This is a genomic window from Fictibacillus sp. Mic-4 (assembly GCF_049843615.1).
GTDB lineage: Bacteria > Bacillota > Bacilli > Bacillales > Fictibacillaceae > Fictibacillus_A > Fictibacillus_A gelatini.
Map to the genome: position 1 here is coordinate 15,483 of NZ_JBBHZM010000032.1, position 26,742 is coordinate 42,224.

Genomic DNA, 26,742 nt, shown 5'->3' on the forward strand with positions numbered 1-26,742 from the left:
TTTGGTGAAAGAAAAAGGAGGTTTTAAGGCTATGAACAAAAATGAACTCGTATCGAATATTGCTGAGAAATCAGGACTGACGAAAAAGGATGTAGAGCTAGTCATTAATGGATTAATTGATGAAGTGACAGATGCGCTTAAAAGCGGCCAGAAGGTTCAATTTGTTGGGTTTGGCACATTTGAAACGCGTGAACGTTCCAGCCGGACAGGGCGCAACCCGCAAACGGGAGAAGAAATTACCATTCCGGCAGCAACAGTTCCAGCCTTTCGTCCTGGCAACAAATTAAAGGAAGCTGTTAAGTAAGATGAGACTGGATAAATTTCTGAAAGTTTCCCGCCTGATTAAACGGAGAACGGTGGCGAAGGAAATTTCAGATCAGGGCCGAATTGCGATTAATGGCAATCAGGCGAAAGCCTCTTCTATTCTTAAGGTAGGGGATGAGCTGTCGATAAGGTTCGGCCAAAAGCTTGTTACTGTCCGGGTTGATGAGCTAAAAGAAACAACGCGTAAAGAAGATGCCGACAAAATGTATACCATCATCAGAGAACAATCCATTGAAAAAGAACCTGCAGAATAGGTTCTTTTTTGTGTATATGGAGTGTACCGGTTTCTTACACTTCGTCCAAAGTTGCTTCTTGCAACTTTGTTCTAAAGTTGTCCCTTTTTTCATAAACATAAACCGAGAAGAGGGGGATTATCATGAACCAATTTTATGACTATGGATCATTAAATAAAAACTCTGTTCCAGAGCATGATGTGAAAATGTATGGACGCAAGAAACTTGAAATTACGGGTGTAAAGCAAGTTGAAAGCTTTGATAATGAAGAATTTTTACTAGAGACGACGATGGGTTTTTTAGCGATACGCGGAACCGATTTGAAAATGAGGAATTTGGATGTCGAAGCAGGCCACGTTTCCATTGAAGGGAAAGTATTTGATCTCGTTTACCTGGATCAGCAAAGCGGTGAAAAATCCAAAGGGTTTTTTAGCAAACTGTTCAAATGACGCTCACTATCCAATTTCAAACCATGCTTTCTATGGTCGGCATGGGTATTTGGTTAGGGATGGCCATCGATACGTATGGCCGTTTTGTTCATGAAAAACGGAAATGGAACTGGCTCCATTTTATAAATGATATTTTTTTCTGGGTTCTGCAAGGGTTAATCGTCTTTTACGTCCTGCTCCACGTCAATCATGCGGAGATCCGTTTTTACATTTTCGTTGCTCTTCTTTGTGGCTTTAGTGCGTATAAGGCATTATTTCAAAATGTTTATAAACGGCTATTGGAAACCGTTATATCCATGATCATCACTCTTTATCGGTTTGTGGCAAAAATGGTGTCAGCCTTTCTTATACGTCCGGTTAAGTGGTTGATTATGCTCATCATCGCTCTTTTACTTTCGGTGGCTAAAGTAACATGGAAAATCCTTTTATTTATTTTAAAACTACTTGCTTCTCCGTTTAAATGGCTTGGTTTATTGATTTGGCGTTTCATTCCGAAACAAAAATGGTATAATGTAAAAGAAAAATGGCTGAAAAAAGCAGGGATTCTTATTTCTCTGAAGAATAAAGTCAAAAACTGGTTTCGGAAATAGAGACGAGGAGGGCAGGTATGAGTCAACTGAACAAGAAACGGAACATTACTGAATTAAACTCCAGCTATGTGAAGGAACATCATCTTCTGAAGCGAAAAGAAGCGAAAAGAAAGAGAGGGTTAATTCGCAGGCTCACGCTTTTTGCGATTGTTGCTCTTGTTTTTGCCTTTGTGATCATATCCACTATTTCCAGGCAAACGGCTGCCATTGAAGAAAAGGAACAACAACAAAAGCAGTTGGAAGGTAAATTGCAACATTTAAAAGGTAAAAAGGCACAATTAAAGGATAAAGTGCATAAACTGAATGACCCTGATTACATTTTGGAAATCGCGAGGCGTGATTTATTCATGACAGAAAAAGGCGAGACGCTTTTTAACATTCATGGGTCTTCGTCCGATTGACATTCTTTTTTCCCCCCATGTATAATAGAATTACATTTAATTACTTAAGGAGGAGCATTTTCTTCATGTCAATTGAAGTAGGCAGCAAGTTGCAAGGTAAGGTTACAGGGATTACTCATTTTGGGGCGTTTGTTGAACTTCCAGGAGGAACAACCGGACTTGTGCACATTAGTGAAGTTGCAGATAATTATGTAAAGGACATAAATGAATTTCTTAAAGTCGGTGACGAAGTCGAAGTGAAAGTCATGAACATCGAAAAAGATGGGAAGATTGGCTTATCGATTAAAAAGGCAAAAGACAGACCGGCCCCTTCACCAAGAAATGGAGGTTCTGGATTTAATAAGCCGAAGAAAGGATCTCACCGTGGAGGCGGGTACAGTGCCATGTCCTTTGAAGATAAAATGAGTAAATTCTTGAAAGATAGTGAAGACCGGCTTGCAACATTAAAACGCCAGACGGAATCTAAACGAGGCGGTCGCGGCGCTCGGCGTGGCTAATTGCTGCTTACGCGAATGCTCAAGACGCACTTTCAGCTACTTTCAGCATCCTTTTTCGGGTGCTTTTTTTATTTTGAAAAATGATTTTAAAAATTATGCGGAAAAAATTTCGAAATTGGGTTGACAGCTATTTTGTTATCTTGTATTATACTGTTTGTGTCGTTAACGTGGCGGTGTAGCTCAGCTGGCTAGAGCGTACGGTTCATACCCGTGAGGTCGGGGGTTCGATTCCCTCCGCCGCTACTTTCTAGAAGTTAGAAATGAGAAGTGGGAAGTTAGACTGAATGTCTTTCTTCGATGAAAAATAAAAAATTCCAACCTCTAACATCCGACATCCAACACCTAAAATGGCCCGTTGGTCAAGCGGTTAAGACACCGCCCTTTCACGGCGGTAACACGGGTTCGAATCCCGTACGGGTCACCATACATAAAAGTTCACCCCTATTTTTCTTTTTAAGAAAAATAGGGGTTTTTTCATAACTATTTTCATGTAGGCCGTTAAAATTATCGCGTTTTTGGGAAAATGAAACATACGATCGCGTAAATTATCTGATGGTATTTTGTAATTTTCCCAAATTTATCTCTACCATTTTATGTTATACTTTTAGTTGGAATTGAAATTTATGGAATTGAAGTTAGCTGAAAATGAGAAAAGTAGAAGGGGGATATGAAATGGCGAAAAATCAAATCAGTGAACATTACATGGCTAATTTATTGAACAAATGGTATTTACATATGCGGTCACACGAGGTAGAACAAGCGGAAAATGTAAAAAAAGAAATTGATGAAAAACTGCCGAATATGGAAGAAAATCAGGATTTATTATTATATTATTCTTTATTGGATTTTCGTCATAAAATTATGACGAAAAACTTCGCTGAGGATGACATCCTTTTAGGAAAAGTTGAACCTTTTAAGGAAAATATGAATCATATCCTTACTTACTATTTTTATTTTTTTCAAGGAATGTACTATTGGAAAACTGGAAAATATAACGATGCTTTAACTCAATATCAATTGGCGGAAAAAGAACTGGGACATGTACCAGATGAATTTGAAAAAGCAGAAATTCCATTATCGTGTAGGTTTTGTTTATTATGATATAAGAAAAAACATTTTATCGATAGATCATGTTAGAAAAGCGCAAAATATATTCGGTCAAGATGAGGCTTACATACGAAAATATGCAGATTGTGAAAATTTGTTAGGTATTAATTGCATTGCATTAAAACATTATGAAGAAGCTGAGGAACATCTTCTTACTGCGTTAGACTATGCAGTAAAGAGTAATGATCAAGAACTAGTACTCCACGTAAAATATAATTTAGGATACCTTTATTCGGAACAAAACTTATCAGAAGTTGCAATCAACCGTTTAGTTGAAGTAAAGGAATATAATTTTAACAGCTGCAAAACAAATTTTTTGTTAGCGAGAGAATACTTTAAAACAAATCAGAATGAACAAGCATTGTTTTTACTTGAAGAAGGTATAAAGTCTTGTCATAATTTAAAAAATACTGAATACCTTCACCATTTGAGTATTTTAAAAGCTTTTTATTCCCCAGAATTAGAAACATCTCAAGTAGAATCAGTTGTCCAAGAAGCGAATGTATATTTCAAAAAAGAAGGTTTATGGTATTTTATACAAGAATATGCCGAACGGCTAGCAAAAAGGTTTTATGAAGAGCAAAATTATGAAAAATCCAGTTATTACTTTAATTTAAGTTATGAAACAAAGGAAACGATTTTTGAATTGGAGGCGTTAAAATGAAGAAACAGATCAAATTAATGTTAAGCATTTTTGCGGTTTTTGCAATTTTGGGAACTACACATTATTCTCAAAAATCTGACCAGATAGCACAAGCAAATTTGAAGGTTTCGACACTGTTCGTCGATGACCATGGAAGCGGAAGGTAAGAATAAATTTAAGTCTGTCCATTAAAAATGTATACGACTTCATTAAGATTAACCGGGGTTTTCATCTCCGGTTTTTTAACTTTAAAGACCAATGCGAAAGGGTCAAGCAATGAATGAAATTAAAGTCGTTTACGGAGATATTGATGAGGCTTTATCTCGTTTAAAATCAGCAGTCCCGTCCGAACAGCCTTCATTTCCTTCTGTAAAAGAAGGAAGCAATGTCCTGGATGTGATAACAAAATTAAAGAGTGTGAATGAATCATTACGTAAAATCATTCAATCGTATCAAACGTTACTGCTGGAAAATGAAAAGGCATCGGAGAAGGCTGTCCAGTCAATCCATGAAGCGGAAGAAAAACTAGCTTCATCGGCAAAAGAAAAGAGGTGATAAATTCATGAAGGTATTGGACGTCAAAGCGTTTACTGAATCAATTAGTGACACCGAGAAGTATTTGGAATCATTGAGCGAACAAATCAAACAGACAAAAGATGCGATAAAAGGGATCATTTCTCTCGAAGACTCGCTTAAGGGGAAAGCCGGGCAGGCGATCCGCTCATTCTACCAGGAGTGCCACCTTTCGTTTTTGCTATATTTTGAATCGTTCATTGAAGATTATAAAGCGATATTAAATTCGATCAAAACCCAATTGAAAAATTTTGAGCCTGATCCAAACGGTTTCATTAGCGAGAGTTTTTTAGACGATGATGTAAAGAGCGGACTTAACAAAATAGAGAGAACAACGATCAGCATTGTCAATGAAGCGAATGAGGCGATGAAAAAAGTCCTTGATATTATTGACCTGCCGGATCTGGATGAAACGGAAGTTGTCGAGAGTATCTGGAAAGCGAAACGACACAGCAAAAATACAATCGAACAGCTTTATGCTTTTGATAAAGCACAAACTTCCGCACTTGAAACAGTTGAAAAAGACCTCGCTGTGATGGTGAACTATATCAAACAGATCGATTCGGCCATTAGAACTGGTGAAGTGGGGATTTCAAACTACTCCGTGAAACAAATTACATCTTATGATACGTATAATGAATTAATAGCAAACCTTGCCCAAAAGACCAATCCTTATGAAAATTCATATAGACGCCCGGACGTTGACGAGCAATTAGAGGCGGCTTCGTACATAGAAAATATTCAAGATAGAGACTTAACGAAAGAAGAATATGAAACTCTTGAAGACAAAAAAGTTTTAACAGTTCCGGTTATTGATGTTTACTCAGAATTCCATGGCGATTATCATATATATGCAAATGGAATAATTGTTAGAGATTATTACGATAACCATTTCAAAAGAAAGTTTGAGATTGTGGATGAGATTCCGGAGCAAAGAGTGGAAACCGGACGAATTTTAGACTCTCCATTTGAGGGCACCCCGTTAGAAATTTTAGATTATGTCACGCTTGGAACCCTTATAAAGAAAGGTGCGACTCACTTAGCAAAAGATGTTGCAAAGGGATTAGGCAAAAAGATAGAAAAAAAGTATGCAAGTAAAGTGGTAGAAAAAAACACAAAAATTATTTATCCTAACAAACCGCATACGAATAAAACACCCGGTCATTGGGAAGCAATGGTCGAAAAAGCGGAAGAATTAGCTAAACGTGAAGATGTCAGAAGAGTTTATTTAAACAAAGGGCTCTCTAATGAAATACCAGGAATTAAACCCAATCGGCGACCTGATATAATGGTTGTTAGAAAAGACGGAAAAATTGATCAGTATGAAGTTCCTAGTAAATCAGATAACATTGAAGATTTACTTGAACGTATGGAAGACAATAAAAGACTTTTAGGTGATGCTGCAGGGGATATATTTATATTACCAATAAAAAAATAAAGGAGGTCTATTGATGGCTGAAAAATCAACTACTTCAATTGTATTATACGGTGATATTGATTCTTCAGATTCCATAACATGGTTAGAGTTTTATAATTATTCTTTGGAATTTGCGGAATCCATTGGTTTTACTCCAAATTACCTTGGGATTTCTGGGGAATCATTTAAAAGTGGTAAAATTTCCACGATAAAACGAACGCAAAAAAGGCTTCTTACTTCTCTTGAGCAAAATGAAAGCATTTCATCCATATCTATTTATAGTCTTCCAGAAAATTTTGAGGTAGCTGCTTTTGATTATAATGTTTATATTTGTAGAACCAATCGACTACAGTATCCTCATATAATTATTACATTACAAAGTGAAATTTTTGAAAAAATTGATCATAAAGTGTTGGTCGATAAGTTAAAGCAGTTTATTGCTTTTAAATCGGGTCAAATATTCAAACTTTCTAACTTAGAAAGCCCCCAAATCTATGCGTCAAAAGCTAATTCGTTAGAAACGTTTAAAACATTAGAAGTTATTTCGGACTTTTGAATGAAACACCCTTGAATGGTATGAAGCCCATCAAGGGTTATTTAATGGATTTATCGTTTCTTGCGGTTTTTCTGAGGAATCCGTCGAGAAGTTTTTCTATGCCGCTCTGTTGTTTTGACAAAATGTGTATGGACTTTCTGTTTATAATGAAAACCATAAAAAAACTACGGGTGGTGTGAGAAATGTTTCAAAAAGTGGACAAGGACGTGGTGGAACCTTTAAGAAGCATGATCTGGTTGGAAAAAACGCAGAATCTCTCCGTGAACCTCACCAAACGCTTTTTAATAAAAGTAGAGCATCTTCTTACAAACTGGAGGCTCTTATTGTTTTGCATTGGCTTTTTGCTTGGACGAGCTATGATTCTCTCTGAAATTTCGCCGTTTGCCCTTCCCTTTATCGCATCGATTGCAGTATTGCGCAAAGAACGGGCAGGTGTTGCCGGTTTATCTCTTTTGATTGGTGCCGTCTCCAACTCCCCGATGAATGCTGTCTTTATTCTATCAGGTGTCATTATGTATGCAGTGTATCAAAAGGTTATTGATCTATTTACAGACAAGCGGACAAAATGGCTTCCTGTTGCCGTTTTTTTAGCCAGCTTTACAACAAGAATGGTGCTTACATATATTATGCAAGGGTTTCCGACAAAAGCTGATTGGGCGATTGGCGTTGTCGAAGGGGGCCTTGGCATGGTATTAACCTTAATTTTTCTGCAAAGCATCCCTCTATTAAACATTAAGCGCATCCCGCAACCATTACGAAATGAAGAAATTGTTTGTTTCATGATATTGCTTGCTTCCGTAATGACTGGAACGATTGGCTGGGAGATTCAAGGTTTTTCCGTTGAACATATTGCATCTCGTTATTTAGTTTTGCTTTTTGCCTTTGTTGGTGGAGCGGCAATCGGTTCGACTGTCGGCGTAGTTACAGGGTTGATCTTAAGCCTTGCCAATGTCTCAAGCCTTTATCAAATGAGCCTTCTTGCATTTTCAGGCCTTCTCGGCGGTTTATTAAAGGAAGGCAAAAAGGTCGGTGTCGGCATTGGTTTATTGATTGGAACGCTGCTCATCGGACTATATGGACAAGGAAATGAAGAAATTAAACAAACGTTAATGGAATCCGGAATCGCTATTCTTTTCTTTTTATTGACGCCGAAAGGGGCAATTGCGAAAATTTCCCGCTACGTTCCGGGGACCCGGGAATATTCGATGGAACAGCAGCAATACTTAAAGAAAATCCGTGACGTGACAGCTCATCGTGTAGAACAATTTTCGTCGCTTTTCCAAACGCTTTCGGACTCTTTTTCATCCGCCGGCATCAGTCAATTTGAGGATGAGAATGAACGTGAAGTCGATTTGTTTTTAAGCAATGTAACGGAAAAGACGTGCCAAACGTGCTTTAAAAAGGAACAGTGCTGGGCTGTCAACTTTTCTACAACATATGAATTAATGACGAAAATTATGAATGAACAAGAACTATCCGGCGAAATCCGTGATCGGAAATTAAAAAGAGAATGGGACAAATATTGCATTAAACCGCAAAAAGTGACGGATTTTATTGCCCAGGAATTAACGCAATATAAGGCCAATCAGAGACTGAAACAGCAATTAAAGGAAAGCCGGAAACTTGTCGCGAATCAGCTTTTCGGAGTTTCCCAGGTAATGGGGGATTTTGCAAAAGAAATTCAACGCGAACAAGAAAATCATCAAATACAGGAAGAACAAATTAAAGAAGCGTTATATTATGCAGGAGTTGAAATTGGTCATATCGATATTTACAGCCTGGAAGAGTCAAATATTGATATTGAAATGAGCCTTCCGTATTGTAATGGAAGCGGTGAGTGCGAGAAAATTATCGCTCCGCTCTTATCGGACATATTGGAAGAAACGATACTCGTTAAAAAAGAAGAGTGCGGCTATTACAGTAATGGGTTCTGTCACGTTTCGTTCGAATCCGCCAGAGAATTTGCCGTTGAAACAGGGCTTGCCAGTGCAGCAAAAGGCGGGGCTTGGCTTTCCGGGGATAGCCACTCCATGATCGAGCTTGGTTCGGGCAAGTTTGCGATCGCGATTTCTGACGGAATGGGCAACGGCGAGCGGGCTTATAAAGAAAGCAATGAAACCCTTCAGCTTTTGCAAAAAATATTGAAATCCGGCATTGATGAAGAAGTGGCCATTAAGTCGATTAATTCCATTTTATCACTACGTACGACAGATGAAATTTTTTCGACGCTTGACCTTGCCATGATGGATTTGCAGGATGCATCCGTTAAATTTTTAAAGATCGGCTCAACGCCGAGTTTTATTAAAAGAGGCGACCAGGTTATCATGATTGAAGCGAGCAATTTGCCGATGGGCATCATCGAAGATTTTGATGTGGAAGTGGTCGGCGCGCAGCTGAAAGCGGGCGACTTGCTCATTATGATGAGTGATGGCATCTATGAAGGGCCAAAGCATGTGGAGAACATCGATGCATGGTTGAAGCGGAAAATTCGTGAATTTAAGACCGATGACCCGCAAGAAATTGCCGACTTATTAATGGAGGAAGTCATTCGGTCAGGCAATCAAATCGAAGATGATATGACAGTTGTTGTGGCAAAAATAAAACGAAATACACCAAAATGGGCAACGATTCCATATTATCCGAAACTCAAAATTAAACGTGCCAATTAACCCGCTCCTTCTATTATTTTCAAAAATAGATTAAAAGCCTGTGCCCGGGTATAAATTCCTCCTTTCGTGCCAAGGATGGTAATAGTAGTTAAAGGACGAAAAGAAGAGAGGGATAAGGTGTGAAAAGAAAAGGTACACTGCGGCAAATTCTATTAATTACAGATGGTTGTTCGAACCAGGGAGAAGATCCTGTGGCGATGGCCGCCCTTGCCCGGGAACAGGGGATTACAGTGAACGTCATTGGCGTCCTTCATGAAGATACCCCCGAATACCAGGCTCGTGGACTAAGGGAAGTAGAAGAGATTGCATCGATGGGTGGCGGAATTAGCCAAATTGTATACACAAGGCAACTTTCGCAGACAGTTCAAATGGTAACGAAAAAAGCGATGACACAAACGATCCAGGGAATCGTCAACAGCGAATTACAGCAAATCCTCGGCAACGATTACCGGGTCGATGATCTGCCGCCGGAAAAAAGAGGGGAAGTCATTGAAGTCGTTGACGACCTCGGAGAAACGATGGATCTTGAAGTGATTATATTAATTGATGCTTCCGGGAGTATGGAAAATAAGCTGGCAACGGTACAAGAGTCGCTGATTGACTTATCCATTTCATTGAATTCAAGAATTGGAGATAACCAGTTTTCCATGTATGCATTTCCAGGTAAGAAAAAAGATGTTGAATTGTTGATGGATTGGAACGGCCGCCTTGATTCACTTACAACGATATTCAGCAAGCTATCATCTGGAGGGATTACGCCAACCGGCCCGGCGATTAAAGAAGCCATTCAAGCCTTTACGATAAGACGTTCAAAAAGGAGCTTGATCCGCGATGATGCATCATCAGATGAATTTCTCGAAGAGTCCGGTATGTAACTTAACGCCTGGAACGGTGATCGTCGGGAAATGGCACAAAAACCGGTACACTCTCATGCGGCGGCTCGGGTTTGGAGCAACGGGCGCCGTTTATCTTTCAAAAGACGCAAACGGCAATAAAGTAGCAGTGAAAATTGGACAAGACAATATGTCCATTACGTCTGAAGTGAATGTGCTAAAGACATTTTCAAGGGTCCAGGGAAACGTCCTTGGGCCCTCTTTAATCGATGTGGATGATTGGTATTACGAAAAGAAGCAATATCCGTTTTATGCGATGGAATACCTTGAGGGCGAAAATGTTTTATCCTTTATGAAAGGAAAACGAGAGGAATGGGTCGGCATTTTACTCGTTCAATTGTTAACAGACCTCGAGCGGCTTCATAAGGCAGGATGGGCATTTGGCGATTTAAAGCCAGACAATTTAATAGTAGTCGGTCCGCCTTATCGCATTCGCTTAATCGATGTCGGCGGCACGACACTTATTGGACGCTCCATCAAAGAATATACGGAGTTTTTTGATCGCGGCTATTGGGGATTAGGGTCAAGGAGAGCTGAACCTGAGTACGATCTATTTGCGGCGTGCATGATTATGTTAAATATGGCCTATCCGGCGAGATTTGAAAAAAAGGCGCAGCCTGAGAAACAGCTGGCAGCAGCCGTAAACAAAAGCCCACTTCTTAAGCGCTATCGCAAAATTGTCATCAACGGACTATTCGGTAAGTACAATAGTGCGGAAAAAATGCGCAACGATCTTGTTCATACCTTAAGTACGTATAAAAAACAGGCGCCAGCAGCTGACCAGAAGGCGATGTCAAGGAGTGTTCGCCGCAGCAATCAAAAGAAAAAGAAAACAAAAATTATATTCGAAACCCTTCTTCTGGCGTCGTTTTTATTTATCGTATACATGTTTTATCTCGTTAGCCAGACAATGTGAGTAGGTTTTCTATGAAAAGGATGCATTATTTTAAAAAAATTATGGTATTATTTCTATGGAAATGCAAAGGATTTGTTTGATTTCACACAGAAGGGAGGTACTTAACGAATTGTGGCCAGCGGTCGATCAATTTGTAGAAAAGCATCGTTTACTGACAGAAGGGCAAACCGTCATTGTTGGTGTTTCCGGTGGTCCTGACTCGATGGCGCTTCTTCATTATTTATGGAAAAAGGAGCAAAAAGGCTTCATTCGCGTGATCGCTGCCCATGTCGATCACATGCTGCGTGGAAAGCAATCGGAAGAAGATTTATTGTATGTCAGGGATTTTTGCCGGAGCCGCGGCATTTTATTTGAAGGAGAGCAAGTGGATGTCGGGGCGTATAAACAAAAGAAGGGCTTAGGCACACAAGTGGCAGCTCGCGAAGTCCGGTACGCCTTTTTTGAAAAAATAATGAACAAATATAGCGCAGATAGCCTTTGTTTAGCCCATCATGGAGATGACCAGATTGAAACGATGCTCATGAGGATGACGAGGGGAGGGCTAATTTCTTCTATAGGAGGGATGCGGATCCGGCGGCCGTTTGCAGGCGGAGAAATTATCCGCCCGTTTCTTGGAATAATAAAGGATGAAATAGAGCATTATTGTAACGTAAATAACATTTTTCCACGACGGGATCCTACAAATGAAGGAGATGACTACACGAGAAATCGATTTCGCCATCATGTTCTTCCTTTCTTAAAACAAGAAAATCCAGCGGTTCATGAAAAATTTCAATATTTAAGTGAAACTATTCATGAGGATGAAACGTACTTAATAGAGCTGGCAAAAGAAAAGCTAAAGGATTGCATCATCGAGAAAAATAAGACGGTGGTCCGTCTTGCGATCTCTAAATTTCTGGCAATGCCAATTCCTTTACAAAAAAGAATGATTACACTAATATTAAACTATCTATATGAAGAAAAGCTTACATCTATTTCCTCTGTACATATCGAACATTTTTTAACTTTGCTCACAAGTGATCATCCATCTGGAACGCTTCATTTTCCAGAGGGGCTATTGGTCACACGTTCATATGAAAGTTGTACGCTATCGTTTGAACGGCCGATCAAGTGGGAAGGGTACGAATACCAATTAACCTTTCCTGCAAGGATTCGACTGCCCTTAGGAGAGTTGACCGCTGAATATAAAGAGGATGATGATCCGTGTGGATTTCGGGGAAAAGATGTTTTTGTATGTGCTGTAAATGATGTAAACTATCCAATTATCGTTCGCTCGCGGGCGCCCGGTGATCGTATTCATTTAAAGGGCATGAAGGGTTCCCGAAAAGTAAAAGATATATTTATTGACGAGAAAATAGAGAAACACTTACGCGATGTCTGGCCAATTGTAGAGGATGGAAATGGCAACATTTTATGGATTCCGGGCTTAAAACATGCGGAAATGAAAACGTCAATGAATGCCGACGGATGGATAGTTTTACGCTATAAAAATTTTTGCCAGGACGTCTAGGAGGCTGTACTACATGCATGATGACATTCAAAAAATTTTAATTAACAGGGAGGAACTTCAAGCAAAGGTTGAAGAACTTGGAAAACAATTGTCGAACGACTATAAAGACCGTTTTCCGCTTGTTGTTGGAGTATTAAAAGGTGCCCTGCCTTTTATGGCCGATTTAATTAAGAGCATGGACATCCATCTCGAAATTGATTTAATGGCCGTCTCCAGTTACGGTGCATCTACCGTCTCTTCCGGTGAAGTGAAAATTATTAAAGATTTAGACACGTCGCTTGAAGGGCGAGATGTAATCATTGTCGAAGATATAATAGACAGCGGGCTTACATTAAGTTATCTCGTGCAATTATTCCATCATCGTAATGCGAACTCTGTGAAGATTGTAACGCTGTTAGATAAGCCAACTGGACGTAAAATTGATATTAAACCTGATCTTTATGGGTTTGTCGTTCCGGATGAATTTGTTGTTGGCTATGGGTTGGATTACAGTGAGCGCTATCGTAATCTTCCATACATCGGGGTTTTAAAACGAGAAATCTATGAAGATAAGTAGACGCTTGATGAACCTCACATTGAGTAAAAAGACAATCTTTGAGGTAATCGTTTCATTGTCGTTGAGGAGGTAAGGAATGAATCGCATCTTCCGAAATACCATATTTTACTTATTGATCTTTTTAGTTGTTGTTGCGATCGTTAGCTTATTTAACGGTAAGAATAACGAAGTGCAAAAAATCTCATACAGCGAGCTTTTAAAAGACATCGATCAAGGAAAAGTCGAGAGCATTGAACTTCAGCCGAGCGGCGGAGTTTATTCGGCGAGGGGACAGCTGAAGTCTTACGAGCCTGGAAAAGTTTTTGAAACGAACGTTCCTTTATCACCTGAGGCTGCCAGGCATATTGAAGATCTGGCAAAAACGGCAAAAGTTGATTTTAAAGAACAGGAACAAACAAGCGGTTGGGTAACCTTTTTCACATCGATTATCCCGTTTGTCATTATCTTTATCTTATTTTTTGTCTTAATTAATCAAGCTCAGGGCGGCGGCAGCCGTGTGATGAACTTCGGAAAAAGCAAAGCAAGGCTTTATAATGACGAAAAGAAAAAAGTTACGTTTAGAGACGTCGCGGGTGCGGATGAGGAGAAGCAAGAGCTTGTTGAAGTCGTTGAGTTTCTGAAAGACCCGCGCAAGTTTGCCGCACTCGGTGCGCGCATTCCGAAAGGCGTACTTTTAGTCGGACCCCCGGGGACTGGTAAAACATTGCTTGCCCGGGCCGTCGCTGGTGAAGCGGGCGTTCCGTTTTTCTCCATTTCCGGTTCGGACTTTGTTGAAATGTTTGTCGGTGTCGGGGCTTCCCGTGTCCGTGATTTGTTCGAAAATGCAAAGAAAAACGCGCCTTGTATTATCTTTATCGATGAAATTGATGCAGTAGGGCGTCAGCGTGGCGCAGGACTTGGCGGTGGTCATGATGAACGTGAACAAACGCTCAACCAGTTGCTCGTTGAGATGGACGGTTTTGGCGCGAATGAAGGAATTATCATCATTGCCGCAACGAACCGGCCGGATATCCTTGACCCCGCACTTCTTCGCCCGGGTCGTTTTGACCGTCAGATTACGGTTAACCGGCCGGATGTTAAAGGTCGTGAAGAAGTACTGCACGTTCACGCCCGCAATAAGCCTTTAAGCAAAGAAGTTAACTTAAAAACGATTGCGATGCGTTCACCTGGCTTCTCAGGTGCCGATCTTGAAAACTTATTGAACGAAGCGGCGCTGGTCGCAGCACGTGCCAATAAGAAAGAAATTGACATGGAAGACATTGACGAAGCGATTGACCGTGTCATTGCCGGACCGGCTAAGAAGAGCCGCGTCATTTCCGAAAAAGAGAAAAATATTGTCGCGTATCATGAAGCAGGACATACCGTTATCGGTTTAGTGCTTGAAGGGGCGGATACGGTGCATAAAGTAACGGTCGTGCCGCGCGGGCAGGCCGGAGGCTATACCGTCATGCTTCCGAAAGAAGACCGCTATTTCATGACGAAGCCGGAACTGTTAGATAAAATCGTCGGTCTTTTAGGCGGACGTGTTGCAGAAGAAATTACGTTCCATGAAGTGAGCACTGGTGCTCATAACGACTTCCAGCGTGCGACAGGCATTGCCCGTCGAATGGTAACGGAATTCGGAATGAGCGAACGTCTTGGACCGATGCAGTTTGGTTCAAGCTCTGGCGGTCAGGTTTTCTTAGGCCGCGATTTCAACAATGAGCAAAATTACAGCGATGCCATCGCTCACGAAATTGATCTTGAAATTCAAGCGATCATTAAAGATTGTTACGAGCGTTGTAAAAAGATCTTGATCGAGCATAGAGATAAGCTTGAAATTATTGCTCAAACGTTGCTTAAAGTTGAAACGTTGGATGAAGAACAAATTAAAGAGCTTGTAACGACGGGAAAACTCCCTGAGAGAAAAGCATTCACCTCCGGAAGCGATGATGTGAAAATTAACATCCATAAAAAAGACGAAGAAGAAAATAAAGAGTAGGTATGAAATTGGATGTCCATCCTGGGGCATCCAATTTCTTTTTATGGTAAACTCAGGGGGAAAAGCAATTCTTAAAAGGCGAGGACGGGAAATTATGATTTTTGTTTTCGATGTAGGGAATACAAATATTGTTTTAGGCGTATATGAAAATAATGAATTGATCCATCATTGGAGAATTAGCACATCACGTGAGAAAACAGAAGACGAATATGGAATGCTTATTCTCGAACTATTCCGCCATGCTAAACTCGATCAAACGATGGTGGAAGGAATCGTTATTTCCTCTGTAGTTCCGCCAATAATGTTTGCTTTAGAACGGATGTGCAAAAAATATTTTTATAAAAAACCGCTCATTATCGGACCGGGTATTAAAACAGGATTAAACATTAAGTATGAAAATCCAAGAGAGGTCGGTGCAGACCGAATTGTGAACGCGGTAGCGGCCATTCATTATTACGGAAGTCCGTTAATTGTTGTTGATTTTGGAACGGCAACAACCTATTGCTACATCAATGAAAAAGGGCAATACATGGGGGGTGCGATTGCACCCGGAATTAATGTCGCGACAGAAGCGCTATTTACCCGCGCTGCAAAACTGCCGCGCGTTGAAATCGTAAAACCGGATAGCATTGTTGGCAAGAACACGGTTACTGCGATGCAGTCTGGGATTTTATATGGATATGTCGGACAAGTTGAGGGCATTGTTAATAGAATGAAGGCGCAGTCCAGGCTTGAGCCGAAAGTCATTGCAACAGGAGGCCTTGCCGGATTTATTGCCAGTGAATGCAACGTGATTGATCACGTCGATCCGTACTTAACCTTAAAGGGGCTTCAACTAATTTATTTGAAAAACAAAAACGAAGATAGATGAGAAGGTGGACATATGTCAGATTATTTAATAAAAGCGCTCGCTTTTGATGGGCAAATACGTGCCTATGCGATAAAAACAACCGATATGGTAGGAGAAGCACAACAGCGCCATGACACCTGGAGAACAGCATCTGCTGCGCTTGGCCGGGCCATGACGGCGACTACGATGATGGGAGCTATGTTAAAAGGAGAGAATAATAAAGTAACGGTAAAAATCGAGGGCGGGGGACCGATCGGTGTCATCATCGTTGACTCGAATACGAAAGGGGAAACGAGAGGGTATGTGACAAACCCCCACGTCCATTTTGAACTGAATGATAAAGGAAAGCTCGATGTGGCCAGGGCAGTTGGACGAAATGGCTTTTTATCTGTTGTAAAAGATATTGGATTGCGCGAAAACTTTACCGGACAAGTTCCGATCATTTCCGGAGAGCTTGGCGAAGACTTTACATACTATTTTGCATCGAGTGAACAGGTTCCTTCTTCTGTTGCTTTAGGAGTACTTGTCAATACGGAGGACAACAGCATTTTAGCCGCCGGGGGCTTCATTATACAAGTAATGCCTAACGCAAATGATGCTACCATTGACTTATTGGAAGAAAAGATTAAAACGATCCCGCCTATTTCAAAATTAATTGAAAAAGGTTTATCGCCGGAAGAAATTTTATATGAACTGTTAGGGAAAGAAAATGTTAAGATTCTTGAAAAACTTCCGGTCAAATTTCAATGTACATGCTCAAAAGAGCGGTTTGGCAGAGCCATTATCAGTCTTGGAAAAGAAGAAATAAAAGCGATGATCGATGAGGACGGCCAGGCTGAAGCGCATTGTCAATTTTGTAACGAAACGTACCTTTTTTCACGTGATGAGCTGGAGGAATTGTATAAAGAAAGCAAAGGATAAATCGGAGTGGGGCAATTCCCCACTCTTTTTTGGCATTTCGGAATATAAGATCACTTCTAAGTCAAAGCATACGTGCAACTGGCTTTGACTTCGCTGATAGGTTTACTAAATTCAAGTTTTCTAAAAATAATAGAAAATAATTGACAACTAATTTCTGATCACATACAATAAAACCAATAAACATACTCGGAATTAGGAGTGATAATAATGGCAAGGGTTGCGAATTCCATTACAGAATTGATTGGGCAAACGCCAGTCGTCAAATTGAACCGTTTAACAGATGATTCACAAGCAGATGTTTATTTAAAATTAGAGTTTATGAATCCAGGAAGCAGTGTTAAAGACCGAATCGGGCTCGCGATGGTGGAAGCGGCTGAGAAAAACGGCCAATTAAAAGAAGGAGACACCATTATTGAACCAACAAGCGGAAATACCGGAATTGGGCTTGCGCTTGTTGCCGCTGCGAAAGGATATAAAGCGATATTTGTGATGCCAGATACAATGAGTATGGAGCGTCGAAATCTCCTGCGCGCATACGGGGCGGAACTTGTTCTTACACCGGGTGCGGAAGGAATGAAAGGGGCGATCGCAAAAGCAGAGGAGCTGGCTAAAGAGAACGGTTATTTCATGCCTCAGCAATTTAAAAATCAAGCCAATCCGGAAATTCATCGTTTAACAACAGGCCCTGAAATTGTTGAACAGTTTCCAGATGGCCTGGATGCTTTCGTTTCAGGGATCGGTACAGGCGGAACAATTTCCGGAGCCGGCCAGGTGCTAAAGGAAAAATACCCGAACATTAAAATTGTCGCAGTAGAACCTGCAGATTCACCTGTTTTATCCGGCGGAAAGCCCGGTCCTCATAAAATTCAAGGACTTGGTGCCGGTTTTGTACCAGATACATTAAATACCGAAATTTATGATGAAATCATTACGGTGAAAAATGAGGAAGCGTTTGAATGGGCAAGAAGAGCCGCTCGCGAAGAAGGGATTTTAGGAGGCATCTCTTCAGGGGCAGCCATTCGTGCCGCGTTAAAAGTAGCATCAGATCTTGGAAAAGGGAAAAAGGTTCTTGCTATTATTCCAAGTAATGGTGAACGCTATTTGAGCACTCCGCTTTACCAATTTGACGAAACTGTATAATAAATGGAAACAAAAAACGCCCTGAAAGGGGCTTTTTTTGTTGCTGTCATCATGTACAATAAGACCATAAGAGAAAGCAGGAGCGTGAAGCGAGTGTCACAAAAAGCAGCTAAAAAAAGAAAAGTGATATATGAACAAATCCCGATGAAGCCATTCGAATGGTTCGAACGGTATCATGTATTATCTATAAATATGGATAACCACGTGCTTCTTGAAAGCGGACGTAGCGGAACATACAGCATCATCGGCCTGTCGCCGGTTGCGATAGTAAAAGGGAAAAATAACCGATTAACGATTGTCGAAAATGGAAAGCAATCCGTAAAAAACGGGCCCCTACTTCAAAATGTGAAAGAGTGGTTTTCCCACCATTTAAATGAGCCAATCGAGGGGCTTCCCGATTTTTACGGTGGTGCGATCGGCTATATTAGTTATGATGTCGTTCGTGAAATTGAGCGCCTGCCAGAGATGGCCATTGATGATCTCGATATGCCAGATATTTATTTACTCGTTTTTGACGATGTATTTGTCTATGATCATCAAAAAGAAGTCCTCTGGATTATTGTGAATGACACAGAGTCCGAAACGCTTGCACAAAAACGGCTAAAAGAACATGTTCAAAGCTGGACGGCTGCCATTATTGAAAAACCCGTAAAAAGGCATGTTCATAAAAAAATCGAACAAAAAGATTCTTTTTCATTTACAGAAGAACAGTTTATGAAAGCTGTCGATAAAGTAAAAGAGTATATTGCAGCAGGCGATGTCTTTCAAGTGAATCTGTCAGTGCGCCAGTCAAAGCCGCTTGAAACGCAAGCGATGGACATTTATGAACAGCTGCGGCTTATTAATCCTTCACCGTATATGAGTTATTTTCATACACCAGAGTTTCAATTAGTAAGCGGATCACCCGAACTTCTTGTGAAAAAGAAAGGCAGCGAAATCAGTACACGTCCTATTGCCGGAACCCGTTCACGCGGAAAAACGGAAATGGAAGATGACGAACTTGCCAAATCGCTTATCGAAAATGAAAAAGAACGGGCCGAACATGTCATGCTTGTTGATCTGGAGCGCAATGATCTTGGTAAAGTGAGTCAATACGGTTCGGTAGAAGTCAATGAGTTTATGGTTATTGAAAAGTACTCCCATGTGATGCATATTGTATCGAATGTGCGCGGGATGCTTCGCGAAGAATGTGATGCTTTTGATGTCATCGAAGCGGCGTTTCCGGGTGGTACGATTACAGGTGCCCCAAAGGTTCGAACAATGGAAATCATTGAAGAACTGGAACCGACGAGAAGAGGCATCTATACAGGCTCCATAGGCTGGATCGGGTATAATGGTGATTTAGAGCTGAACATTGCGATTCGAACGATGATCGTAAAAGATGGGCTGACCCATGTTCAAGCAGGGGCGGGCATTGTCATTGATTCAGATCCAAAAGCCGAATACAAGGAATCGCTAAAAAAAGCTAAGGCCCTCTGGCGAGCAAAAGACCTTAGTGAAAATCAATTAATGGATCTTGGACAAAGGGAGCAAAACGGATGATTTTAATGATTGATAACTATGATTCATTTACGTTTAATCTTGTGCAATTTCTAGGTGAACTTGGCGAAGAATTAATGGTGAAAAGAAATGATGAAATTACGCTCGCTGAAATTCGCGCATTAAACCCTGACTTTTTAATGATATCACCAGGGCCATGCACGCCGAATGAAGCGGGTATTAGCATGGATGCGATTCGCGCATTTGCCGGGGAAATCCCGATTTTTGGCGTTTGTTTAGGCCATCAGTCTATTGCTCAAGTATTCGGGGGCGAAGTCGTTCGCGCTAAGCAGCTTATGCATGGAAAAACATCACCCGTTTTTCATGACGGAAAAACCATTTTCGAAGGAATTCCGCAGCCCTTTTCAGCAACAAGATACCATTCACTTATCGTCAAAAAAGAAACACTTCCAGATTGCCTGGAAATTACAGCCTGGACAAAAGAAGATGAGATTATGGCCATTCGGCATAAAGAACTTCCGGTTGAAGGTGTTCAATTTCACCCTGAATCGATTATGACTCTTGAAGGGAAAAGACTGTTGAAAAATTTTATTTCAACCTATAAAGGAAAATCATCTTTATGTATATCTATTTAAACGGTCAACTCGTTAAAGACAAGGATGCCGCGATTTCACCTTTTGATCATGGCTTTATGTACGGACTCGGTGTTTTTGAAACGTTCCGTGTCTACGATGGCCATCCGTTTTTATTGGCTAACCATGTTGAGCGGCTTCAAAGCGCGCTAAATGAATTAAATATTGACTATAGCCTGAGTCGCGAACAAGTCTGGGAAGAAGTGCAGTCTTTTTTAGAGAAAAACGAATGGTCGAACGCGTATATTCGATACAATGTGTCAGCAGGAGCCGGAGAACTCGGCTTGCAAACGGCCCCTTATTTTGCACCAACGATTATTATTTATGGGAAACCGCTGCCACAGGACGGGCCTTATGTCGAAAAAGAGCTTGTCATCTTAAAAACGAGAAGAAATACACCCGAGGGGTTTTCACGCTTAAAGTCTCACCATTATTTGAACAACATTATTGGAAAACGCGAGCTGAAAAATCCACTCGAACAAGAAGGCCTTTTTTTAACGAAGGACGGTTTTATAAGTGAAGGAACCGTCTCCAATATTTTTTGGATAAAAGAAGGGACTTTATATACACCTTCACTTCATACAGGCATTTTAAACGGCATCACCAGGCAGTTTGTCATGGTTCTTGCAGAACGCTTAGGAATGGTTGTCTGCGAGGGGATGTATATCTCTGAAGAGCTTTTAGAAGCGGAAGAGATTTTTTTAACGAATTCCATTCAGGAAATCATTCCTGTTTCATTATTGAATGGCCGAACGTTCCCTGGTCAATCTGGAAAGCACACTAAGAAGATTCAATCGTATTACAATTTTAATAAGCGCAAGCTATGGAGTATTAAGGATCTATTGATAGCAGGAGTTGAAAGCGAATGACACAATTGCAAGAGAAATCATCACAAACGATTCAATGCGGACCATACACTCTCGATTTTTCTAAAAAAACATTTGTAATGGGGATTCTGAATATTACTCCGGATTCGTTTTCAGATGGAGGACACTACACAAGTGTGGAAAAAGCTCTCTTGCATGCTAGGAAAATGGTGGAAGATGGAGCTGACATTATAGACATTGGCGGGGAATCAACAAGACCCGGTGCCGAAAAAGTAGGTCTTGAAGAAGAAATCGCCCGTGTGATTCCGGTTATTGAAGCATTGGCAAAAGAAATAAATGTACCTCTTTCGATTGATACGTATAAAGCGGAGGTAGCAGAAAAAGCGGTACATGCCGGCGCCCATATCATTAATGATGTATGGGGAGCAAAAGCCGATAAACGGATGGGAGAAGTTGCCGCTAAACTCGCAGTTCCCATTATATTAATGCACAATCGCGACAATATGGAGTATCAAGAGCTAATGGCTGACATCATATCCGACTTAGAAGAAAGCATTGAAATTGCAAAGAAAGCCGGTGTTCGTTCCGAAAAGATCATTTTGGATCCAGGGATTGGGTTTGCCAAAACATATGAAGATAACTTGGAAACGATGAAAAGACTGAATGAAATTGTCGATTTAGGTTATCCCGTTCTGTTAGGAACATCAAGGAAGTCGATGATCGGTCACGCTTTAAATTTACCGGTGGATGAACGAATGGAAGGAACAGGCGCGACGGTATGCCTTGGAATTGAACGAGGCTGCCATATCGTCCGGGTTCACGATGTGAAGGAAATGAGCCGGATGGCAAAAATGATGGATGCGATGCTAGGAAAAGGACGTGGGATCGATGGATAAAATTTATATGAACCGAATGGAGTTTTACGGTTATCACGGTGTTTTTCCAGAAGAAAATAAATTAGGCCAGCGTTTTTATGTTGACCTTATATTAGAAGCGGATCTTGAACCTGCGGGAAAATCAGATCGGCTGGAACAATCGGTGGACTATGGAGAAGTATATAAAACGGTAAAAGAAATTGTGGAAGGCGAACCGAAAAATTTAGTAGAGTCCGTTGTAGAGTCCATTGCTTCTACGCTCCTTTCCCGTTTTGAAAAAATTAAACAGTGCACGGTAAAAGTAATTAAGCCGGATCCTCCTATTCCCGGTCATTATGAGTCGGTAGCGGTTGAAATGACGAGGAGAAGATCATAATGGATAACACCGTCTACCTTTCTTTAGGTTCAAATTTAGGAGACCGCGAAGGCTATCTTAGACAAGCAATTGAGTTTTTGAATGACGACTCTAGTATTTCGGTGGAAAGTGTTTCCTCTATTTATGAAACTGATCCAGTCGGATACATCGACCAGCCTCCGTTTTTAAATATGGTAATTAAGCTTCAAACAAGCTATTCTGCCACCCGGCTACTTGCGCTTATCCAAACGATTGAACACCGTTTAAAACGGAAGCGGGAAATTCATTGGGGACCGAGAACAGTTGATCTTGACATTTTGTTGTATAATAGTGAAAGTATCACAACTAAAACTTTGCGCATTCCGCATCCAAGAATGACGGAAAGGGCATTTGTGATGATACCTCTTCGCGAAATTGCTCCGGATGTGACTCTCCCGGGTTGGCAGTTTTCGCTAGACCAAATCCTCAGCGAACTACAGGATAAAGAAGGTGTACGCATATGGAAGAGGAAAAATGGGGACGGCGTATTCGAGCTTTTCGAAAGCTGAAAGGATATACACAGGAAGAGCTTGCTAAAGATTTAGGGATTTCTGTTTCGGTACTTGGTGAAGTGGAACGGGGAAACCGAAAACCGAAAGAAGAATTGATCAAAGAGATTGCAAGCATATTCCAGGTTTCTATAGAAGAATTAATGCCAGAGCAACACGGGAAAGAGGTGAAATTGCATGTTAAAAATTCGTGACATCGAATTGAAAAATCCCGTCGTATTAGCACCAATGGCTGGCGTTTGCAATCCGGCATTTCGCCTGATCGCCAAGGAGTTCGGAGCCGGGCTTGTCTGCGCTGAAATGGTGAGCGACAAAGGGATTCTTTATGAAAACGAAAAATCGTTAAAAATGCTTTACGTCGATGAGCGTGAAAAACCGTTAAGTTTACAAATTTTCGGAGGCGAACGGGAATCATTGGTGGCTGCAGCGAAATATGTAGACAAAAATACGAATGCGGACATTATTGATATTAATATGGGGTGCCCGGTTCCGAAAATTACAAAATGCGATGCGGGAGCAAGATGGCTGCTCAATCCCGATAAAATTTATGAAATGGTTTCGTCTGTCGTTGATGCCGTTGAAAAGCCAGTAACGGTAAAAATGCGTATTGGTTGGGACGAGGATCATATTTTTGCGATTGAAAATGCCCGTGCCGTAGAACGGGCGGGAGGATCGGCGGTCGCTGTTCATGGTCGTACAAGGGTTCAGATGTATGAAGGAAAAGCAAACTGGGATATCATTAAAGAAGTAAAAGAAAACGTATCGATTCCGGTCATTGGTAATGGAGATATCTCTACTCCACAAGATGCAAAACGTGCATTAGATGAATACGGCGTTGACGGTGTCATGATTGGCCGCGCTGCTCTTGGGAACCCGTGGATGTTATACCAGACCGTAAAATATCTCGAGACGGGAGAAGTAACACCTGAGCCTACGGCACGGGAAAAAATTGATATATGCATGCTTCACATGGACCGTCTCATTGATTTAAAAGGAGAAAACGTTGCGGTTCGCGAAATGCGTAAACACGCCGCATGGTATTTAAAAGGACTGCCGAAAACGGCACAAGTTCGCAAAGATGTAAACAACCAAACGACTCGTGATGAGATGAGTAAACTACTTTATCGTTATGTTGACGAACTAGAGGCGAAGCAGCAAGAAGAGGCAGTATAACAACAAACAGCCAGAAACATTTCTGGCTGTTGTTGAATATAATAACATCTTGGTGATTTCATCATGCTTTTCATTTTTAAAATGGAGGGATTACAAATGGCGTTTTCACCGGTGATGCTGACAAATGAAGGAACGAGGAAACTCAAGCAGGAGCTGCAAGATTTATTAAGTGAACAACATTCACAGAAGTTAAAAGAAGAAGAGTCTAACTTCCTTTCCGAGAGAATCGAAGTAATAAAAGAAGTTTTAAACAATGCAATCATTCTTTCAGATGAAAAAGAAGCGGGGGATTCTGTAGAAATAGGAGGAACGATTACGGTTTTAGACTTAGAATATATGGATGAGTATACATATACGATCGTTCACCCTCTAGAAGCGGATCCGCTAAAACATAAGATTGCTCTTGATTCTCCAATAGCAAAGGCTATACTCGGGAAAAGATTATTTGAAAAAGTTGACATCCCCTTACCAGGGGGTGTACTCTCATACAAAATTGTTGATATACAAAACTGCAAAAAGTAGGAGTGGGTTAAATGAGCCAGGAATTGGAATTAAATGATCTACTGCGGGTTCGCAGAGAAAAAATGAACGCCATTCGTGAAAAAGGGATGGATCCGTTTGGTACAAAATTTGTGCGTTCCCATTCAGCAAAAGAAATTGTTGAACAATATGGGGATATGACAAAAGAAGACCTTGCTGAACGCAACATTAGTGTTACGATAGCCGGCCGGATTATGACTAAACGTGGCAAAGGTAAAGCGGGATTTGCACATATTCAAGATCTTACTGGACAAATCCAAATTTATGTCAGAATGGATGCGGTTGGAGAAGAGCAATATGAATTGTTTGATTCGATCGATATTGGAGACATTGTTGGTGTAACGGGAGTTGTTTTTAAAACAAAAGTAGGGGAACTGTCTGTAAAAGCAAGCGATTTTCAGCTGTTAACGAAATCGTTGCGCCCCCTTCCTGATAAATTCCATGGTCTTAAAGATGTAGAACAACGTTACCGCCAGCGCTATGTCGATCTCATTATGAATCCTGAAGTAAAGGATACGTTTATTAGCCGAAGTAAGATTATTCGCGCGATGAGACGGTATTTAGATGATCAAGGCTATTTGGAAGTAGAAACGCCGACGATGCATTCAATTCCTGGCGGAGCGGCGGCACGTCCGTTTATTACCCATCATAATGCGCTTGATATGGACCTTTACATGAGGATCGCCATCGAGCTTCATCTAAAGCGTTTGATTGTTGGCGGATTAGAAAAAGTATATGAAATTGGCCGTGTCTTCCGGAATGAAGGGGTTTCCACACGCCATAACCCGGAATTTACAATGATGGAGCTTTATGAGGCATATGCTGATTTTCACGATATTATGGAACTGACAGAAAATATGATTGCTCATATTGCAAAAGAAGTATATGGATCAACGACTGTTCAATACGGAGAGTATGAAGTCAATCTTGAGCCGAAGTGGAAAAGAGTGCACATGGTTGATGCCGTTAAAGAAGCGACGGGAGTAGACTTCTGGGCACAAATGAGCGATGAAGAAGCCCGGTCTTTAGCGAAGAAACATAATGTGCCTGTAACAGAAAGTATGACATATGGCCATATTGTCAATGAGTTCTTTGAACATTTTGTTGAAGAAACGCTTATCCAACCTACCTTTGTATATGGACATCCAGTGGAAATTTCGCCGCTTGCGAAAAAGAACCCGGATGACCCACGCTTTACAGATCGTTTCGAATTATTTATCGTTGGCCGTGAACATGCAAATGCATTCTCCGAACTTAATGACCCGATCGATCAAAGAGAACGCTTTGAAGAACAGCTAAAAGAACGCGCTCAAGGAAATGATGAAGCCCATTTAATGGATGAAGACTTTGTAGAAGCTTTAGAATATGGAATGCCACCTACTGGAGGACTTGGCATTGGTATTGATCGTCTTGTCATGCTTCTTACAAATTCTCCATCGATCCGTGATGTACTGTTATTCCCGCAAATGCGCCATGCTGATAAGTAATCATCGCAAAACCCATACGTCTCGTATGGGTTTTCAGAGTGTGGGGAAACCTAAGTTTTCGCCACACTTTTTTATTTAGAAGAAATTAATCGACTTCTCACTCCTATTCATTCAGCCGATTTTAAAGATCATTCAACGTAATTTGATCATAATTCAACGGAAATTGATCATAATTCAACCAATTTTAGAATTAATTCAACCGACTTAAGGCATAATTCAACGAATGAAGAAATCAAGTCTATCTGTCTGCTTTTGTCCATTTGAAAGGCTGTTGATTTCTTTCTCGACAGCCTGAAAACCCATACGTCTCGTATGGGTTTTCTTATCCAAAATGAAGAATAAAGTTTTTCTAAAAAAAGTATTGCACACGTTTTTAAAAGGTGGTATATTATTTCTTGTCGCCGGAAATACTACTTAATCGCAAGAACAAATAAGTTTTTTAAAAAAAGTAGTTGACAAGAAAAGCGACAACGTGGTAAGATGACAAAGTCGCCAAAACGAGCGACGGAACAAAAAACATCTTAAAATGTTCTTTGAAAACTAAACAAAAGCCAGGTAAGTCAGGGATAAACCATCCCA

The 26,742-nt window shown here is 40.8% G+C and carries 31 protein-coding genes and 2 tRNA genes; all 33 read left to right on the forward strand.

The window, feature by feature from the left end; genetic code table 11:
• Positions 1-31 precede the first annotated feature (31 nt).
• The 33 genes from WD019_RS17045 to lysS all read left to right on the forward strand — a co-directional run bounded on the left by WD019_RS17045 (position 32) and on the right by lysS (position 26,163).
• Complete coding sequence (locus tag WD019_RS17045; RefSeq protein ID WP_026678107.1) at positions 32-304, forward strand: HU family DNA-binding protein; 273 nt, start codon at positions 32-34, stop codon at positions 302-304.
• 1 nt (position 305) lies between these two features.
• On the forward strand, positions 306-578 hold the full coding sequence (locus WD019_RS17050) for an RNA-binding S4 domain-containing protein (protein WP_425712274.1): 273 nt from the start codon (positions 306-308) through the stop codon (positions 576-578).
• Between the two features lie 122 nt (positions 579-700).
• The gene (gene yabP / locus WD019_RS17055; protein WP_026678105.1) at positions 701-1,006 is read left to right on the forward strand and encodes a sporulation protein YabP; all 306 of its coding nucleotides are present in this window, start codon (positions 701-703) and stop codon (positions 1,004-1,006) included.
• Positions 1,003-1,596, forward strand: coding sequence for a spore cortex biosynthesis protein YabQ (gene yabQ, locus WD019_RS17060; protein ID WP_026678104.1), 594 nt, complete (start codon positions 1,003-1,005; stop codon positions 1,594-1,596). The genes yabP and yabQ overlap by 4 nt, the downstream gene beginning before the upstream one ends.
• A 17-nt stretch (positions 1,597-1,613) precedes the next feature.
• The gene (locus WD019_RS17065) at positions 1,614-1,997 is read left to right on the forward strand and encodes an FtsB family cell division protein (RefSeq protein WP_026678103.1); all 384 of its coding nucleotides are present in this window, start codon (positions 1,614-1,616) and stop codon (positions 1,995-1,997) included.
• A gap of 65 nt (positions 1,998-2,062) precedes the next feature.
• Positions 2,063-2,494, forward strand: a complete 432-nt coding sequence (locus WD019_RS17070) for a S1 domain-containing RNA-binding protein (protein WP_026678102.1) — start codon at positions 2,063-2,065, stop codon at positions 2,492-2,494.
• 169 nt (positions 2,495-2,663) lie between these two features.
• Positions 2,664-2,737, forward strand: a tRNA-Met gene (locus WD019_RS17075).
• 106 nt (positions 2,738-2,843) lie between these two features.
• A tRNA-Glu gene (locus WD019_RS17080) sits at positions 2,844-2,918 on the forward strand.
• A gap of 248 nt (positions 2,919-3,166) precedes the next feature.
• The gene (locus WD019_RS17085) at positions 3,167-3,595 is read left to right on the forward strand and encodes a hypothetical protein (protein ID WP_425712275.1); all 429 of its coding nucleotides are present in this window, start codon (positions 3,167-3,169) and stop codon (positions 3,593-3,595) included.
• Positions 3,543-4,265 carry a hypothetical protein gene (locus WD019_RS17090; protein ID WP_425712276.1) on the forward strand — a complete coding sequence of 241 codons (723 nt, stop codon included), beginning with the start codon at positions 3,543-3,545 and terminating at the stop codon, positions 4,263-4,265. The genes WD019_RS17085 and WD019_RS17090 overlap by 53 nt, the downstream gene beginning before the upstream one ends.
• Complete coding sequence (locus WD019_RS17095) at positions 4,262-4,411, forward strand: hypothetical protein (RefSeq protein ID WP_154657979.1); 150 nt, start codon at positions 4,262-4,264, stop codon at positions 4,409-4,411. The genes WD019_RS17090 and WD019_RS17095 overlap by 4 nt, the downstream gene beginning before the upstream one ends.
• Before the next feature lie 109 nt (positions 4,412-4,520).
• Positions 4,521-4,799, forward strand: a complete 279-nt coding sequence (locus WD019_RS17100) for a YwqI/YxiC family protein (protein ID WP_026678100.1) — start codon at positions 4,521-4,523, stop codon at positions 4,797-4,799.
• Positions 4,800-4,806: 7 nt separating this feature from the next.
• Positions 4,807-6,255 (forward strand): ribonuclease YeeF family protein, encoded by a 1,449-nt coding sequence (locus tag WD019_RS17105; protein ID WP_051291483.1) that lies wholly within the window; start codon positions 4,807-4,809, stop codon positions 6,253-6,255.
• A 13-nt stretch (positions 6,256-6,268) separates the two neighbouring features.
• Complete coding sequence (locus tag WD019_RS17110) at positions 6,269-6,790, forward strand: hypothetical protein (protein WP_026678099.1); 522 nt, start codon at positions 6,269-6,271, stop codon at positions 6,788-6,790.
• 182 nt (positions 6,791-6,972) lie between these two features.
• Positions 6,973-9,459 carry a stage II sporulation protein E gene (gene spoIIE / locus WD019_RS17115; protein ID WP_026678098.1) on the forward strand — a complete coding sequence of 829 codons (2,487 nt, stop codon included), beginning with the start codon at positions 6,973-6,975 and terminating at the stop codon, positions 9,457-9,459.
• A gap of 119 nt (positions 9,460-9,578) precedes the next feature.
• Complete coding sequence (locus WD019_RS17120; RefSeq protein WP_026678097.1) at positions 9,579-10,334, forward strand: VWA domain-containing protein; 756 nt, start codon at positions 9,579-9,581, stop codon at positions 10,332-10,334.
• Positions 10,291-11,268, forward strand: a complete 978-nt coding sequence (locus WD019_RS17125; protein ID WP_425712277.1) for a protein kinase domain-containing protein — start codon at positions 10,291-10,293, stop codon at positions 11,266-11,268. The genes WD019_RS17120 and WD019_RS17125 overlap by 44 nt, the downstream gene beginning before the upstream one ends.
• A gap of 109 nt (positions 11,269-11,377) precedes the next feature.
• Positions 11,378-12,778: a tRNA lysidine(34) synthetase TilS gene (gene tilS, locus WD019_RS17130; protein WP_425712278.1), complete on the forward strand. Its 1,401-nt coding sequence runs from the start codon at positions 11,378-11,380 to the stop codon at positions 12,776-12,778.
• Between the two features lie 13 nt (positions 12,779-12,791).
• Positions 12,792-13,334: a hypoxanthine phosphoribosyltransferase gene (gene hpt, locus WD019_RS17135; RefSeq protein WP_026678094.1), complete on the forward strand. Its 543-nt coding sequence runs from the start codon at positions 12,792-12,794 to the stop codon at positions 13,332-13,334.
• 76 nt (positions 13,335-13,410) lie between these two features.
• Entirely contained in the window at positions 13,411-15,315 is a 1,905-nt protein-coding gene (gene ftsH, locus WD019_RS17140) for an ATP-dependent zinc metalloprotease FtsH (RefSeq protein ID WP_026678093.1), read from the forward strand.
• 94 nt (positions 15,316-15,409) lie between these two features.
• Entirely contained in the window at positions 15,410-16,186 is a 777-nt protein-coding gene (locus WD019_RS17145; protein WP_425712279.1) for a type III pantothenate kinase, read from the forward strand.
• A 12-nt stretch (positions 16,187-16,198) separates the two neighbouring features.
• Positions 16,199-17,086 carry an Hsp33 family molecular chaperone HslO gene (hslO, locus tag WD019_RS17150; RefSeq protein ID WP_026678091.1) on the forward strand — a complete coding sequence of 296 codons (888 nt, stop codon included), beginning with the start codon at positions 16,199-16,201 and terminating at the stop codon, positions 17,084-17,086.
• Positions 17,087-17,293: 207 nt separating this feature from the next.
• Entirely contained in the window at positions 17,294-18,226 is a 933-nt protein-coding gene (gene cysK, locus WD019_RS17155) for a cysteine synthase A (RefSeq protein ID WP_026678090.1), read from the forward strand.
• 144 nt (positions 18,227-18,370) lie between these two features.
• Positions 18,371-19,768, forward strand: a complete 1,398-nt coding sequence (gene pabB / locus WD019_RS17160) for an aminodeoxychorismate synthase, component I (RefSeq protein ID WP_425712281.1) — start codon at positions 18,371-18,373, stop codon at positions 19,766-19,768.
• The gene (pabA, locus tag WD019_RS17165; protein ID WP_026678088.1) at positions 19,765-20,361 is read left to right on the forward strand and encodes an aminodeoxychorismate/anthranilate synthase component II; all 597 of its coding nucleotides are present in this window, start codon (positions 19,765-19,767) and stop codon (positions 20,359-20,361) included. The genes pabB and pabA overlap by 4 nt, the downstream gene beginning before the upstream one ends.
• The gene (gene pabC / locus WD019_RS17170) at positions 20,346-21,227 is read left to right on the forward strand and encodes an aminodeoxychorismate lyase (RefSeq protein ID WP_026678087.1); all 882 of its coding nucleotides are present in this window, start codon (positions 20,346-20,348) and stop codon (positions 21,225-21,227) included. Before pabA ends, pabC begins: the two co-directional genes overlap by 16 nt.
• On the forward strand, positions 21,224-22,081 hold the full coding sequence (folP, locus tag WD019_RS17175) for a dihydropteroate synthase (RefSeq protein WP_026678086.1): 858 nt from the start codon (positions 21,224-21,226) through the stop codon (positions 22,079-22,081). The genes pabC and folP overlap by 4 nt, the downstream gene beginning before the upstream one ends.
• Positions 22,074-22,436: a dihydroneopterin aldolase gene (folB, locus tag WD019_RS17180; protein WP_026678085.1), complete on the forward strand. Its 363-nt coding sequence runs from the start codon at positions 22,074-22,076 to the stop codon at positions 22,434-22,436. Before folP ends, folB begins: the two co-directional genes overlap by 8 nt.
• Positions 22,436-22,963: a 2-amino-4-hydroxy-6-hydroxymethyldihydropteridine diphosphokinase gene (gene folK / locus WD019_RS17185; RefSeq protein WP_026678084.1), complete on the forward strand. Its 528-nt coding sequence runs from the start codon at positions 22,436-22,438 to the stop codon at positions 22,961-22,963. The genes folB and folK overlap by 1 nt, the downstream gene beginning before the upstream one ends.
• Complete coding sequence (locus WD019_RS17190) at positions 22,915-23,157, forward strand: helix-turn-helix domain-containing protein (protein ID WP_026678083.1); 243 nt, start codon at positions 22,915-22,917, stop codon at positions 23,155-23,157. Before folK ends, WD019_RS17190 begins: the two co-directional genes overlap by 49 nt.
• Entirely contained in the window at positions 23,141-24,136 is a 996-nt protein-coding gene (gene dusB / locus WD019_RS17195; RefSeq protein ID WP_425712280.1) for a tRNA dihydrouridine synthase DusB, read from the forward strand. The genes WD019_RS17190 and dusB overlap by 17 nt, the downstream gene beginning before the upstream one ends.
• A gap of 96 nt (positions 24,137-24,232) precedes the next feature.
• Positions 24,233-24,658, forward strand: a complete 426-nt coding sequence (locus WD019_RS17200) for a GreA/GreB family elongation factor (protein WP_026678081.1) — start codon at positions 24,233-24,235, stop codon at positions 24,656-24,658.
• An 11-nt stretch (positions 24,659-24,669) separates the two neighbouring features.
• Entirely contained in the window at positions 24,670-26,163 is a 1,494-nt protein-coding gene (lysS, locus tag WD019_RS17205) for a lysine--tRNA ligase (RefSeq protein WP_026678080.1), read from the forward strand.
• The last annotated feature ends 579 nt before the right edge of the window (positions 26,164-26,742 follow it).